11 protein-coding genes, 1 tRNA gene and 1 riboswitch are annotated in these 14599 nt (G+C 69.2%); of the genes, 4 read left to right on the top strand and 8 right to left on the bottom strand.

The genetic code is table 11. From position 1 onward, the window contains the following. Window positions 1-4: 4 nt before the first annotated feature. The 6 genes from ABZ194_RS14455 to ABZ194_RS14430 all read right to left on the bottom strand — a co-directional run bounded on the left by ABZ194_RS14455 (window position 5) and on the right by ABZ194_RS14430 (window position 6824). A complete protein-coding gene (locus tag ABZ194_RS14455; RefSeq protein WP_355596111.1) occupies window positions 5-1120 on the bottom strand; it encodes a DUF4192 domain-containing protein in 1116 nt (371 codons plus the stop codon). A gap of 265 nt (window positions 1121-1385) precedes the next feature. Further along, on the bottom strand, window positions 1386-2186 hold the full coding sequence (locus ABZ194_RS14450; protein WP_355596109.1) for an EI24 domain-containing protein: 801 nt from the start codon (window positions 2184-2186) through the stop codon (window positions 1386-1388). A gap of 448 nt (window positions 2187-2634) precedes the next feature. Continuing rightward, a complete protein-coding gene (locus ABZ194_RS14445; RefSeq protein ID WP_355596107.1) occupies window positions 2635-3228 on the bottom strand; it encodes a nucleoside triphosphate pyrophosphatase in 594 nt (197 codons plus the stop codon). A 137-nt stretch (window positions 3229-3365) separates the two neighbouring features. Then, window positions 3366-5378 carry an ATP-dependent zinc metalloprotease FtsH gene (gene ftsH, locus ABZ194_RS14440; RefSeq protein ID WP_355596105.1) on the bottom strand — a complete coding sequence of 671 codons (2013 nt, stop codon included), beginning with the start codon at window positions 5376-5378 and terminating at the stop codon, window positions 3366-3368. A gap of 61 nt (window positions 5379-5439) precedes the next feature. Then, window positions 5440-5940, bottom strand: coding sequence for a DUF1269 domain-containing protein (locus ABZ194_RS14435; RefSeq protein WP_355596103.1), 501 nt, complete (start codon window positions 5938-5940; stop codon window positions 5440-5442). Window positions 5941-5999: 59 nt separating this feature from the next. Further along, window positions 6000-6824: a hypothetical protein gene (locus ABZ194_RS14430; RefSeq protein WP_355596101.1), complete on the bottom strand. Its 825-nt coding sequence runs from the start codon at window positions 6822-6824 to the stop codon at window positions 6000-6002. A 257-nt stretch (window positions 6825-7081) separates the two neighbouring features. Here ABZ194_RS14430 and ABZ194_RS14425 point away from each other — a divergent pair, with 257 nt between their 5' ends. Further along, complete coding sequence (locus tag ABZ194_RS14425; protein WP_355596099.1) at window positions 7082-8089, top strand: DUF3616 domain-containing protein; 1008 nt, start codon at window positions 7082-7084, stop codon at window positions 8087-8089. Here the strand turns inward: ABZ194_RS14425 and ABZ194_RS14420 are convergent. Next, entirely contained in the window at window positions 8076-8771 is a 696-nt protein-coding gene (locus ABZ194_RS14420) for a peptidyl-tRNA hydrolase (protein WP_355596097.1), read from the bottom strand. The two genes, ABZ194_RS14425 and ABZ194_RS14420, sit on opposite strands and share 14 nt — an antisense overlap. A gap of 1000 nt (window positions 8772-9771) precedes the next feature. Here ABZ194_RS14420 and ABZ194_RS14415 point away from each other — a divergent pair. Together ABZ194_RS14415 and ABZ194_RS14410 are read left to right on the top strand one after the other, a co-directional pair. After that, a complete protein-coding gene (locus tag ABZ194_RS14415; RefSeq protein WP_355596095.1) occupies window positions 9772-9945 on the top strand; it encodes a hypothetical protein in 174 nt (57 codons plus the stop codon). A 310-nt stretch (window positions 9946-10255) separates the two neighbouring features. Next, window positions 10256-11989, top strand: coding sequence for an ABC transporter family substrate-binding protein (locus tag ABZ194_RS14410; RefSeq protein WP_355596093.1), 1734 nt, complete (start codon window positions 10256-10258; stop codon window positions 11987-11989). A gap of 187 nt (window positions 11990-12176) precedes the next feature. Here the strand turns inward: ABZ194_RS14410 and ABZ194_RS14405 are convergent. Beyond that, window positions 12177-12249: transfer RNA gene (locus tag ABZ194_RS14405), tRNA-Ala, on the bottom strand. Window positions 12250-12477: 228 nt separating this feature from the next. Between ABZ194_RS14405 and ABZ194_RS14400 the strand changes: the two genes are divergently transcribed. Continuing rightward, the gene (locus ABZ194_RS14400; RefSeq protein ID WP_355596091.1) at window positions 12478-14247 is read left to right on the top strand and encodes an asparagine synthase-related protein; all 1770 of its coding nucleotides are present in this window, start codon (window positions 12478-12480) and stop codon (window positions 14245-14247) included. Window positions 14248-14373: 126 nt separating this feature from the next. Then, a riboswitch (cobalamin riboswitch) is annotated at window positions 14374-14586 on the top strand. The last annotated feature ends 13 nt before the right edge of the window (window positions 14587-14599 follow it).

The following is a 14599-nucleotide window of genomic DNA, read 5'->3' as shown; positions in this document are numbered from 1 at the left end:
TCGGTCATCCCGCTGGGACCTCCGGTTCCTCCAGCAGGGCGACCATGGGCAGTAACCAGGCCATCCGGGGGCTGCCCATCTCCCTGCCGAGCTCCTCGGAGCTCGGCATCCTGCTGTTGAGCACCTCAGGCGGGAGCAGGTGACGCAGCGCGTGCGTGAGCAGGTTCGCCATGGAGTAGTCGGGATCGATGTCACGTGCACGGGTCAGCGCGATGCCGGCCAGGGCGGCGTCGCCCCCGCACCAGGCCACCACCCCGAGCAGGGAGGCGGCGGGGGCCACGAACCTCGGCTCCAGCCGCCGGGTGAGGTCCCGCCACAGCCCGAGGTGAACGCTGCGGGTGCCCCCGACGGCCAGTGCCCACGCCTCGTCACGGATCCGGATCACCGCGAGGTCCAGACCCAGTCTGGCCGCCGCCTCGTCGTCGAGCCGTCCACCGGAGGCGTAGAGATCGATCGCCGAGTGGACTCGCGCCATTCCCGCCGCGACGAACTCCGCCACGAACTCCCCCTCTCCGCGTCCGGCGAGAGCGTCCCTCATCTCCCGCGTGACACGGGCGGTGGCCCGGCGCATGGCCAGCCTGGCGGACCCGCCGACAGAGTCGAGTGACCGCTCAAGGGTTTCGCGGTCCGGCAGGGCGACCAGCCCCTGCACGGCCGCCTGAGCGGCGACGGCACCGGCCTTCCTTTCGTACGGCGTGCCGTCGATGGAGCAGCAGTCGGCCCGGGAGCACAGGTAGGACCAGTAGCGGCCCCCCTCCACCCGGAGTGCCTCGACGAGTGTGATGTCACCTCGCCGAAACAGGGCGACGGCGAGATCCACGGCCGGGGTCACCAGCGGCCCCGGACCGTATCCGACGACGACGACCTGGGTGATCCCCTCCTGGGCGAGCAGCGGGACGACCCGGCCGAGGCCCGGATCAGCCAGCGGCAGATCCCAGCGGACGGTCAGGTGCAACCGGCTCCTGGGCGGATTTCCTCTCAGCCCGATGACGACCAGGCTGTCGGCAGGGTGAAATCCCACGAGGTACGGCACGGCGCCGAGGATGTCCTCCGTGGAGCTGAGCAGAAGGCTGGGCTGCGGCCGGAGCGAGACGGGAGAGGACGGGGTGTCGGTTGTCATGGGCGGAAGCCTCACCTGAGTCCCGGCCCCGTTTCAGCACCGAACCGCATTCTGTGGATAGTTTCCGGCTTTCCACAGCCTTCGCTTCGAAGCCCTGTGGACGGTCTCCGGTTATCCACCGTTTCCGGCCAGGAGCGGCCGGTGCGGGGCGCGGTGGCGCATGATCGGGGTCTGGCCGATCCCACGGATCACCGACCTTCCTGGGACGGGAACGGGGAAGGGAGGAAGGGAGGAAGGCGACACCGTGTCATCCACCCGTGAGCGGTCACGCTCTTCGGTGAATGCCCGGATCCACACCCGAAACGCCGGGGAGCGGGCCGGCCACCACCAATCGCGTCCGGACCATGATCGCCGCACCCGCCACGGCGGCGGGCATCGCGACCACCGCGGCCAGCGGGATAAGAAAGATCAGGAAGATCAGCACCCCGAATCCGAGGGCGGAGGCCTTGTTCTCGCGGAGCACCGCGAAACGGCTCCCGCGAGCCAGCCCCCTGCGTTCCATGGCCAGCGCGGTGAGCTCGACCGTGAGGAAGAAGCCCGAGACCAGGGCTCCCAGCACCGGCACCACCGTCTGCCCGATCACCGGCGTGAAGCCGAGGAAGAACAGAGGAACAGTGAACAGCAACACGTATCCGAGGGTGACCAGACTGTCCTTGATGGAGCGGGGAATCGACTTCCAGAGCGGGACCTCATGTCCGCTCGGCAACTCTCCGTAGGTCAGCTCGACCTTCTCCGAGAGCTTCTCGTAGAACGGCTCGCCGAGGATCAGCGTCACGGCGGTGAAGGTCACCACGGACAGGATCACACCGGCGCCGAAGACGGCCAGCCCGACCAGTGCGCGCAGGGCCGTTCTGGCCCCCTCGGACCACCCGTCGGCGAACGGCGTCGCCCATCCGGCGAAGGCGGTGGCGTTGGTGCCGAGAAAGTAGAGGCCGACCGCGTAGAACACGAAAACGATCAGAGCGGGGATCAGCCCGAACAGCCACCAGCGAGGGTTGCGGGCGACCCAGCCCAGTCCCTGGAAAAAGAACCCGATGCCGTTCGCAAAGGAGCGGAAATGACCCATGCCCGGAAGGTTAGCCGGATCGGTGGATCACCGCTTGACGGCGCCGGGGACCTCCCGTCCCACGCTCCGCCGTCCATCCGCACCCACAGGGATGGGCACCCGGCTCTCTGTCCCCGCAGATGCAGGAGGAGAAGGCATCCGCCCCCACAGGGGTGGGCACCCGCCGCGAGGGCTCAGGAGCATCCAGGCACCGGGATCTCCGAGTGCGGCAGCGGGATCGTGGACCCTGGACGGAGGGGTGCGAGGTGGAAGGTCCCACGCTGGAGGAGCGACCCGGAAGCGCCACCGGCCGGAAGGTCCCATCCGGACGATCTGAAGAGACGACGGGACAGGACTTCGGAGCGGAGAGCGGGACGGGAGGTCTCATCGGGCAAGACGTGTAAGACGTCTCGCCGTGGAGGAGGCGGAAGGCGGGAGGCACGGTGAGGGAACGGCGGTACGGAAGCCCTTAGGCGCGCTGCCAGAGAGTGGGCACCGAGACACCGAGGGCGGTGAGAAGCCTGCGCAGAAGAGGCAGGGAGATGCCCAGGACGTTGCCGTGGTCACCGTCGATGCCGTCGACGAACCAGCCTCCGGGGCCGTCCAGGGTGAAGGCCCCGGCGACCCGGAGGGGTTCCCCGGTGGCGACGTACGCGGCGATCTCAGCGTCGCTGGGGGTGCCGAAGCGCACGACCGTGGCGCCCACCTCCGACACCTCTCTGCCGTCGGCGGCGTCGATCACGCAGTGACCGGTGAGCAGGCGGCCCTCGCGACCGCGCATGAGCCGCCAGCGGGCGACGGCGTCCTCGGGCGACAGCGGCTTGCCGTAGGCCTGCCCGTCGAGTTCCAGGACAGAGTCGCAGCCGATGACCAGACCGGATGCGAGGTCCCGTGCCACCGTCACCGCCTTCGCCCGAGCCAGGGCGAGGCAGAGTTCACCGGGGCTGTCGGCGGTGACGACCTCCTCGTCCACTCCACTGACGATCACCTTGGGGTCGAGTCCGGCGCTGCGGAGCAGAGCGAGCCGGGCGGGCGAGGCTGAGGCGAGAACGATCTGGGTCACGCCGATCGAGCCTAGCGCGATTCCACCGGCCGCTCCTCCTCACAGGTTCCTGATCATCGGTACCACGGGAAGTCCCATGGCGGCTTGGCCCTCGACCTCCCTCGGAGGGCGAGGCACAGCAGGACAGGCCGGGTCCGTCAGGTGGGGCTGTGGAGTTCGGAGGACGAATCCGATGGGGGTGGCGGAGGCGCGGCGCCGCGGGAGAGTCCCGCGGCGGCGTAGACCTCGACCTCCCCCAGGGTTTCGTGTTCCAGCAGGGCGGTGACGACGGCGTCCAGGCGGTCGCGGTTCTCCTTCAGAACGTCCTGGGCGATCTCGTAGCACTCGTCCACGATGCGCCGGGTCTCCTCGTCCACCGCCGCGAGAGTGGCCGGAGCGGCGACGGGGTGGCCGTCACCGGAGTTCGGGAGAATGGTCAATGGGCCGATCTTGGGGGACATGCCCCAGCGGCCGACCATTCCCCGGGCGATCGCGGTGACCTGTTCCAGGTCGTTCTCCGCGCCGGTGGTGACCATCCCGTAGACGACCTGCTCGGCGGCCATGCCGCCGAGGGCTCCGATGATCCGGCCCCGCAGATATCTCTCGTCATAGGCGTAGCGGTCGGTGTCGGGTGTGGAGAGTGTGACGCCGAGCGCCCGGCCGCGCGGGATGATCGAGATCTTCCTGACCGGGTCGGCGCCGGGCTGGAGCATGCCCAGCAGCGCGTGACCGGCCTCGTGGTAGGCGGTGCGCCTGCGTTCCTCCTCCGGGATCACGATCGCGCGGGCCGTACCGAGCTGGATCTTCTCCAGGGCGTCGGCGAGGTCACGGGTGTGCACCTTCTGGTTGGATCGCTTGGCCGCGAGGAGCGCGGCCTCGTTGACGAGGTTGGCCAGGTCGGCGCCGGTCATCCCGGGGCTGTTCTTGGCGAGCCGCTCCAGGCTCACGTCGTCGGCGAGCGGCACCCCCCGGGTGTGTACCTTGAGGATCGCCACCCGGCCTTCGGCGTCCGGTGCGGACACCGCGACGGTCCGGTCGAACCGGCCTGGTCGCAGCAGTGCCGGGTCGAGGATCTCCGAGCGGTTGGTGGCGGCGATCACGATCACGCCTTCGGAGCCGCTGAAACCGTCCATCTCGGTCAGGATCTGGTTGAGGGTCTGCTCGCGCTCATCGTGGCCACCGACGCTGCTGCCGCCGCGGGTGCGGCCGATCGCGTCGATCTCGTCGATGAAGATGATCGATGGGGCGACCTTGCGCGCCTCGTCGAACAGCTCTCGCACCCGCGAGGCGCCCACCCCCACGATCATCTCGATGAACTCCGAGGCGCTCGCCGAGAAGAACGGCACGTCCGCCTCACCCGCGACGGCCCGCGCGAGCAGGGTCTTGCCGGTGCCCGGCGGGCCCGTGAGCAGCACACCCTTGGGCAACCTGGCTCCCAGTCTGCGGTACTTGCCGGGCTCCTTGAGGTAGTCGACGATCTCGGCGAGCTCGTTCTCCACCTCGTCGATGCCCGCGACGTCGTCGAAGTCGACCCTTACCTTGTCCGCGTCCACCGGGGTGACCGACTTCGACCTGCCCATGCCCCCCAGCCCGCCGAAGCCGCCCGGGCCCCGGCCACCCGGCATGCCGGCCGCCGAGCGCCGGATGAACCAGATCCACAGACCGGCCAGCAGCAGAACGGGCAGCAACGACAGCAGCAGGTTCACGAGGAAGCCGCGATCGCCGGCGACCGGGTCGGCCTTGATCGCCACACCCGCCGCGGTGAGCTGCTGATACAGCTGGCGCTGGTCGGCGAAGACCGGCATCTCGGTGGAGAACCGGGTGTAGGTGCGGTTTTCGCTGTCGGGGTCGCGGGCGGCGTTCTTCAGCTCGCCCTGAATGGAGAACCCCTTGGCGTAGATGTCCTTGACGTTCTTCGCCTGCACCTGCTGGGTGAACTGGGTGTATGAGATCGTCTCGACCGTGCCGCCGTCGAGAAACGACGAGATGAGGAAGAAACCGGCGTAGACCAGCAGCATGGTGAGCGCGAAGCGCCACCAGTTGATCCTGGGGCGCTGCGGGGCCGGCGGCTTGGCGGGCAGCCCTTCGGACCGCCATGGCCTGGGCTCGTCGTCCCTGCCCGGCTCCTCGCCGCTGGGCCCCTTACGATCCTGAGACGCCGGTCGCTCCACGACTTCCCCCTCCACGACCACGGGGGTCCCCGACCGTGGGGACCCCCGGAGACGGGCACCCTCAGGCGTGCGTCCAGCCGGCCGCCTTCATAGCGTTCTGCAACTGCTCCTCCTGCTCGACGCTGAGCGAGGTCTTGACGAGCTGCCCGCCGTACGGTGCGAGCTCGGCGATCACCTTGTCCCTGGTGCCCTCGACCACGAGCGCGAAGACGGCCGCGGCACCGGGCTGCAGGCCTTCGCCGAGCTCCTTCATGAAGCCGTCGTCCACTCCCACGTCGGTCATCGCGCCCGCCGCGGCGCCGGCGGCGGCGCCCACGGCCATGCCGAGCAGCGGCATGAGGAAGATCAGTCCGATCAGTCCGCCCCAGAGCGCCCCGCCGGCGGCGCCCGTACCGGTGGTGCTGTGCGCCTGGTGGAGCTTGATCTTGCCGTCCTCCCTGCGTTCGGCGACGACCACGTCCGCGAGCCGGATCAGCCGCTCCCGCTGGAGTCCGAGCAGCTTCTCCCTGACCTTCTCGGCGGTTCCGAGGTCGTCGTAGGCGACGACGAAGAGGTTGGCCATGAAATTCCCCCGAGTTTCACTAAGCCATGCGAATAACGCGATTCCTGCCCAGAGGGTGACTACTTCAACCTGATCGAGGAGATCGCGGTGTTGATGTCACGCCACCGCTTGTGCTGGGCGTCGGGGATGGTCACGAAGATCATGGCGGGCCGGGTGCCGGGGACCTCGGTCACCGCGACGGCGGCCATGGAGAGCCGGGACTTGCCCTTGACCCGATACTTCACCCGGTAGGCCAGGAGCCAGCCATCCTTGATCGATTGGGAGGCGGTCCAGGCGATCTTGGAACCCTTGGGGTGGTGGTTGAGCGTCCAGCGGGCGGCCAGCAACGCGGTGTCCTTCAGGCTCTTCTGCGCCTGGATCGGCACCGGGCAGGTCACGAGCATCGCCCGGACACCGGCGCCCTTCGCCTTTGGCAGGACCTGCTTGGTGGAGAACGGCGAGGCCCCGAAGATCTTCCACGGCCTGCCGAACCGGATCAGCGACACACCCGACTTCGCGTCCCGCAGGCGGCGCTTGGTCTTGTACTTCTTGCCGGGCAACGGGCCGAGCCGCCGATCGCGGGGCAGCTTGGGAATGCGGGGGTCGGCCAGGGCCGCCAGTACGACCTTCCGGTCGTGAACGGCGGCCGGTGAGGGCGACACGGTGGGCGTGGGGGACGCCGAGGCCGTGGGGGACGCCGCCGGCGGGGAGCCGAGACCGGGCGAGGGCGCCACGGCAGATGGCGCGGCGACCTGCCGCGCGGGCATCTCGCCCAGCTGACCGGAGGAGCCGGCGTAGACGAGACCGACCACGATCCCGACGACGGCCAGAACCGCAGCGGTGAACCCGGCAAGCAGCCGGTAGATGACGCGCATGGGCAGGTCACCGATACGGGAACGTTTCACCGACGATTTCGGTGGCCGCGAAACGACAATTTTCGGCAAGTCGGACGTATCCGCCTCAGCAGTCACATACGTCGGCACAGAACCCGTCCCCCGGGTCCCCTGAGTCCCACCCAACCCATCGAGCACGATCGGGAGCGTACGACAAATCCGGTTTTCTCGTGCGCGATCCCCATCACACTTAGGGAACGAGTGCCCTCCCGACACCCGTCCTGTCGCCCGATCCGTGCGGCTTGGCGATTACCTGCCATGATTCGACGGTGCTTGCAGAACGCCAGGTAGAGCTCCGCTTCCACGTCGCCTCCCGTGACGCGAGAACCCACACGAACCTGTCCGCCGTCCGTGCCGACGGTGCCGGACTCTGGCTGGCCGGTGACGAGACCGCCACCGTCGAGCACCTGACGCTCCGCGAGGGCCGCTACGACGATCAGCGCAGTTTCGCCTTGGCCGACTTCGTGGACCTGCCCGCCGGGCCGGAGGACGAGGCCGACATCGAGGGCCTGGCCCGGACCGACGGGTGGCTGTGGGCGATCGGCTCGCACAGCCTCAAGCGCAGACGCGCCAGGAGGGACCACCCGGCCGACAAGGCCCGCCGCCGCCTCGGCACCGTGATCCGTGAGGAGAACCGCTACATCCTGGTACGGCTACCGCTCATCGGCTCGACCCCGGTCAAGGCGGACGGCCGCCGGACGGCCGCGATCCTGTCCGGTCCCGGCCGGAACCTGGCCGACCTGATGGCCGACGACCCTCGCCTGGCCCCCTTCGTGAAGATCCCCGGCAAGGACAACGGCCTGGATGTCGAGGGCATCGCGGTCCTCGGCGACCGCGTGTTCGTCGGCCTGCGCGGCCCCGTGCTCCGCGGCTGGGCGGTGCTCCTGGAGCTCCGGCCGGAGAGCGATCCCCGCCGTCCCGACCGGCTCCGGCTCGCCCCGATCGACGGCGGGCCGTACCGGACACATCTTCTCAACCTCGGCGGTCTCGGCATCCGCGACCTGTGCCCGCACCGGGACGGGCTGCTGATCCTGGCCGGGCCGACCATGGATCTCGACGGCCCGGTCCAGGTGCTGCGCTGGCGGCCCGGGGACGGCCCCTCCGTTGAGCACGCCCCCGAGCCGGTGATGAACATGCCCTACGGAGCCGGGTGCGACCACGCGGAGGGGCTGACCGTCCTCGACGACGAGCACCTGCTGGTGGTCTACGACAGCCCGTCCAGCGCACGGCTCACCCCTGAGGGCGGCGTCCTCGCCGACATCGTCAGGCTGACCTGAGCGGCCCGGGACCCACCGGACGGAAACCTCCCCCACGCAGCCACGGGGCGTCCGCGACGACCGTGCGCGATCCCGGCGCGATCTCGGTGAATCCGGCGTCCCTGACCGTCGGCAGGCCCGTGTCCACCAACCCCGCCCATCCGGCGGGGTCGGCGGTCCGTACGGCGGACACCAGCCCCCGCTCCCGCCATGCCCGCCGGGCGTGCTCGTCACCGCCCCACCAGCCGAGCTGGGCCGCGTGCCCGGCCTGGGCCATCGCCTTGCCCGCGGACATCTCCAGCGCCGGGTTGATCCAGAGCACCACATCCCCCGACGGCGGCGCCGGTTCGGCCTGATCGGTCAGATCGAGGCCGGAGACCTGGAGCCTGGCCAGATCCCTGGGCCAGGCGTCCAGCGGGATCGGCGGGTGGACACGGACCTCGGCGGTGCCGGAGGCGACGGTGACGCCGGGCAGGTCAAGCGCCCGGCGCCACTCGGCCCCGCGTGCCCGCCGTACGACCTTCCTGATCCCGATGCGCTCCCAGGCGCGAACCTGCTCGGCCCACTCTCCGTCGCCGGTGGCGCGGGGGTCGTCAAGCAGCGTCAGTACGGCGAGCGCGGCGGCCTCCAGGGCGTCGGTGCGCTCCGGGGGAGCCGCCCGCTCCACCCGCACCACCAGCGGAAGCACCTTCTGACCGGTCACGCGACCTCCTCCGTCCGGCCCGCGGCCGATCCGGCTGTGGGGCCGGCCACGGGCCCGCCGGGCGGCCCGTTCCGCCCGTTCGCCCCTCCAAGGATGCCCGCCGCGTCACGCCCCGGTCACCACCGCCGGATGAACACCGGCACCCCCGCGATTAACCCGACAATCACCACATAAAGCCCAAAAGCTCAATAAAACACACAGAACCATCTGATTGTCGACCATTAACCGCTATCTCGATAATTAATGATGAAAGCGCGACTCGACATATAAAGCGAGATTCTTCGGTGGGCAACGCAGACATTTTTCCGTTACCAAGAAACCCCTTTAACCGGCGTTCATCAAATCGAAGGGTCATCGCATTCCCTGTCGGGTAACCCCTGCTTGCCGCCCATCGCGGTGATGTGAGTCGATTCCCCGGAATCACAAAACGACATGGAGCAAGATGACTTCCAGTGGTTACAGACGGCTTTCGAGCATTACCCCCGGCAGGCGCGCACGAGCCTGGGCCGTCGCGACGGCGGCGCTCGGCGTTCTCATGACGCCGATGCTTCAGACGCCGGCCGGCGCCGCTACCGGAAAAGTGGAAACCGTCCTTTCTCATCCGGCCGTCAACGGCGGCCTCACGACTCCGGCCCTCGATCTCGCCTCCCGTGCCACAGGATCGGCTCTCCGTCTCGGAGGTTGCTTCAGGGGGCACTGCCGGCGTTGCGGATGCGTGGTACGGCACCACTGCATATGCCGGCGCGGCCATCGGGGGTTCCGCGGTCCGCAGGGTTCGCAGGGAGCGCGCGGCACACAGGGGCCACGCGGTCCGCAGGGGTCACGCGGCTCCCAGGGATCGCGCGGCCTGACCGGCTCGACATCGAGTGTCGACACGGAGTTCCAGGGCGCCAACAAGTTCGTCGCGTCGACCTCGGATGACGGGACGACGTCCGTCCGGGACCCGCGGACGCTTCCCCGGTGGCACGACCTCTCCCCGCTGAGAGGCTATCCGCTCAACGTGACCGGCGTGTCCCTGGCGGTGATGGGCAACGACCTTCACGTCACGGTCCGGAGCCTGAGCGGTGAGATCGCCCAGACGACGTGTGTCGTGGCCCCCGAGCCTGGAACCGGCGGGAACCCGGCCTGGCCGAACAACTGCGGCGCCTTCGTCAACCTGACGCCGCCGAACTGAGATCCGCCGGAGCCCGGCCGATCGGCCGCGGAAACCGTGGCGGTTGTGCGGGCCGGGGGGTCGGTGAGTACGTGATACATCGGCGGGCGCCGTGCCGGGGTGACACCCCGGCACGGCGCCCGCCGTATCAATATCCGCAAAAACCAGACCAAAGGCGGCGCCATACCGGAGCAGGGGTACTCAGGCGGCACCCATCTCAGATGCACAACACCCGGCTTGTCCTACTTGTCAAGGAAAGAATAATGATGCTCAGCTTTGCTGTACTGAGGCCGATAGGTGATCATATGTCGGATGACTAAGGAGTTCTAGCGTGTTCCATGCGCGGACGTCTGGCAGGTTCCCGGCCGCACTGGTGGCGGGCGTGTGCGTACTGAGCGCCTGCGGCGGCGCCGGCGCGGCGGACGGCCCCACGACCTCGAACACGGTCTCCGCCGGGGCCAGGAGCATCACCTACGCCTACGAGCAGGAATTCCACTCCTACAACAACAACACCGCCGCCGAGAACGCCATGCGCAACACCGGCCCCCTGCAGCGGGTGCTGACGGGTTTCTGGTTCTACGGCGAGAGGGGCGCGATCACGCCCGACACGGACTTCGGCACCTACCGGAAGACCTCCGACGACCCCCTGACCGTCGAGTACACGATCAGCGACAGGGCGGTCTGGTCGGACGGTACGCCGATCGACTGCGACGACGTGCTGCTCTGGTGGGGTTTCAAGTCCGGAAAGATCAAGGGCTTCTCCACCTCCGGCACCGTCGGAGTCGAGGACACCAGGTTGCCCGCCTGCGACAAGGGGGACAAGAGGTTCTCTCTCGTCTACGACAGGCCCTTCGCGGACTGGGCGGCCGGCGGTCCCGGCGCGACCGAACTGCTCCCCGCCCACGTGGTGGAGAGGCAGGGCGACCTGTCGGAGGAGGAGTTCATCGCGGCGATCAAGGCGACCGACGCCCGGAAGCTCGAAAAGGCCGTCAAGTTCTTCAACAACGGCTGGGTCTCCGAGATCGCGCTGCCCCCCGCCGAACTGATCCCCTCCTCCGGCCCGTACAAGCTCTCCAAGATGGACGCCGGCCAGTCGTTGACCCTCGTCGCCAACGACCGGTGGTGGGGCACCCCCGCGGCCACCCCGACGATCATCGAGCGCTTCATCACCCTGGACGAGCAGGCCCAGGCGCTGCACAATCGCGAGGTCCAGATCATCGAGCCACAGCCGGGCCCGGACGTGCTCAATCAACTCAAGGCGCTGGAGGGCGTGCGGGTCAACATAACCGACCAGTACACCTACGAGCACCTGGACTTCAACGTCAACTCCAGTCCCTTCAAGGACAGGAGGTTGCGCGCCGCCTTCGCCAAGTGCGTGCCCCGGCAGCTCATCGTCGACAACCTGATCAAACCCGTCGTACCGGACGCCAGACCTCTGGAGATCCGCAACGTCGCCCCGTTCCAGGACAACGCCGCGGCGGTCATCGCCGCCGCCGGCGGCGCCGGTGTCCACGGGCGGCAGGACATCAAGGGCGCCAGGGCGCTCGTGGCGAAGGCCGGCAAGACCGGAGTCCAGGTCAAGATCGGCTACCAGACCCCCAACCCGCGCCGCACCGTCGAGGTGCAGCTCATCATCGACGCCTGCGACAAGGCGGGCTTCCAGGTCGTCGACAAGGGCTCAGAGGACTTCTTCGGTACCGTGATGCCCGCCAACGGCTACGACGTGGCCCTGTTCGCCTGGTCCGCCTCCTCACTGATCAGCGGCTGGGCCTCCACCTACACCACGCCGACGAAGTGCGACGGCGAGAACAAGGGCAACAACAACGGCTGCTACTCCAGCGGGAAGGTCGACAGGCTCATCGGGAAACTGAACGCGACGGTGGACCCGGCCGCGCAGAACCCGATCATCGGGGAGATCGAGAAGGAACTCTGGGCCGATGTGGCGACCATCCCGCTCTTCCAGCACCCCGGACTGAGCGCGTGGGACGAGGCGATCCGCAACGTCGTCCCGAACCCCGCCCAGTCGACCATCACCTGGAACATGGACCGGTGGAGCCTGTCGTGACCCGCCGGGTGGAGGCCGTACCCGGCGGCGGATGACAGACGCGCCCCGCCCCTCCCTCGGTCGCCTTGTCGCCGAAAGCGGCCGTCGGCGGCCACGTCGCCGTAGAAAAGACGAGATCCCGTCCGGTCGAGGTGACCGGGCGGGATCTCGTCAACGCCCTTCGAGCCGTCTTGAGAACGGCCCGGAGTGGAGCTATGGGGATTCGAACCCCAGACCTCCTCCATGCCATGGAGGCGCGCTACCAGCTGCGCCATAGCCCCTCAAGGTGATGCGATGCCACCAGGCTCTCGCTCCGGCGGCGCCACGCCAGTGTATAGGACATCGCGCCCTACCCCGTAACCGCCGAAGAGGCGATCTCGCTGTCCCGGACCCGGCGAAGCCGGACATCGCACTGATGGGAGCAGGTGACGGCATCCACCTCATTCCGCCCATGATTTCCCGATGAATACCGCTTCGTCGCGAAAAAACACAACATAAGATCCCTGACCATGCGTGTGTATCTCGGACTGGCGGCCAAACGCCCGGAAGCCGGAATCCCGGACGCGATGCTGCACACCGTCAGGGGCGCGATCGACAGCGCGTTCCCGGCTCCCCCCGAGGTCGTCAGATCCCGTGAGTGGCACCGGCCCGGTATCTCCCTGTTCGCCTGGACCAACGAGCCGGACGACTCCCGGCTGCCTCCCCTGCTGTCCACCGGGCACGACCGGGTGACCGGGGTGAACGGCTACCTGGCCGCGCCGGGCGACGTGGACCGGCTGGCGAGCACGCCGGAGCTGAGTACCGAGAGCGTCGGCGGCTGCTTCTCGGCGTTCCGCGCGACCCGTACGGAACTGTCGGCCGCCACCGCCATCCACCGGGCCTGCCCGGTCTACCACGCCGAGAACCCCGACCTGCACGTGATCGGCAGCCGGGCGCTGCTGGTCAGCCTCGCCGCGTTCGGCGAGCGGATCGAGTGGGACGTGCTCGCGCTGCAGGCGATGATCCGTCAGGGCTACTTCCTGTCCGACGAGACGCCCTACCGCGGGGTCACCGCGCTCCCGCCGTCCTCGGCCGTCACCGTCCGGGGCGGCAGCCGTACGATCACCGAGACCCCTCTCCCGGCCGCCGCACCCGCCCCCACCTCCCGGGGAGGGAGAAAGAAGCTCGTCGAGGGGCTGGCCGACACGCTGCTGGCCACCGTGGAGCCGCTGCGCGCGGCGGGCGAGCCGGTCAACCTGGCCCTGACCGGCGGCCGGGACAGCCGTCTGGCCGCGGCGGTGCTGCACGCGGCGGGGATCCCGCTCCGCGCGACCACCAACGGTCTGGACGGCCACCCCGATGTGATCATCGCCGGGCGGATCGCGCGGGCACTCGGCATCGAGCACACCGTCATTCCCCCGGCCCGCGCCGAGCGGAAGGACGCGGTGCTGGTCGAGCACCCGCTCGCGCGGACCTACGAGACGCTGCGGACCTGCGAGGGCATGACGTCGGCCTACGAGTCGATCGTCGGCTATCTCCCCTACAACGCCAGGCCCACCATGTCCGGGCAGAGCGGGGAGGTCCTGCGGGCCGGGAGCTTCCTGCTGCTGCAGAGCGACCTGAGCGCCAAGGCGCTGCGCCGCCGGGTGGACGCCACGTTCCTGCGGGATCCGGCGCTGTTCACCGAGGCCGCCAACGAGCACGCGCGTGAGCTGGCCCGGCCCTGGCAGGAACGCGGGGGGCTGGAGGCGCTCGACCACATGTACGTCTCCTACCGGATCGGCCGCTGGCAGGCCGGGGCCCGGGCCGGATCACTGCGCCGGGGCGACCCGATCTGGCCGTTCCTCGACAACCGGGTGGTGCGGGCGGCACTGGGCCTGGACCAGACCTGGCGGCTGTCCGAGGAGGTCATCCACCGGCTCACCGCCGGCCTCGCCCCCTCGCTCAGGAACGTTCCGATCGAGGGAAAGCCGTGGCGGTTCACCGTGGGCAGGCGCTACTACCCCTGGCAGCGCAGGCCCGGCTTCCTGACGGCGCCGAAGACCGGCGGAGGCTGGAGCTGGCGGACCGGCCCCGACGAGACGCTGACGGCGGTGCTCCGCGACCACGTCCTCGGTCATCTCGACCTGCTGGCCCCCATCGTCGCCCCCGACGAGGTCCGCAGACTGTTCGCCGACCCGGTGCTCAAGAGGCCCGCCCAGGGCTGGCACCTCTACACCGTGGCCACGATGCTGTCCGGCGTCTATCCGGGCAGGGCCCCCGAAGGGCTCACCCCGATCCGGGTCCCCATCCCCTCGTGAGCCGGCGCCACGGAGCCGGGCTCTCCGGCCGTCGTGAACGTGAACGGCACCGCGAACCGGCACTGTGAACCGCCCTCTGTGACATCCGCCGGGGTCCGTCGGGGAAAAAATCGGAGCGGGCCGGGTTATGCTGCCGGTGCGGCTGGTTCGCCGCTCCCCGACCGGAGCGGCGAGGCAACAGGGAACCCGGTGCGACTCCGGGACTGCCCCGCAGCGGTGAGTGGGAACGACCGCCGTCACACAAGCACTGGGTGGGACAACCACCTGGGAAGCGACGGCCAGTAGGAACGAGTGCGACGCCCACGAGTCCGAATACCTGCCACCGCCCGCGTGCCGGTCGGCACGCGGCCGT

It is taken from the genome of Streptosporangium sp. NPDC006007, assembly GCF_040614315.1.
Taxonomy (GTDB): domain Bacteria; phylum Actinomycetota; class Actinomycetes; order Streptosporangiales; family Streptosporangiaceae; genus Streptosporangium.
Note: the sequence above shows the minus strand (reverse complement) of the source record. Positions and strands in the feature narration are given on the sequence as shown.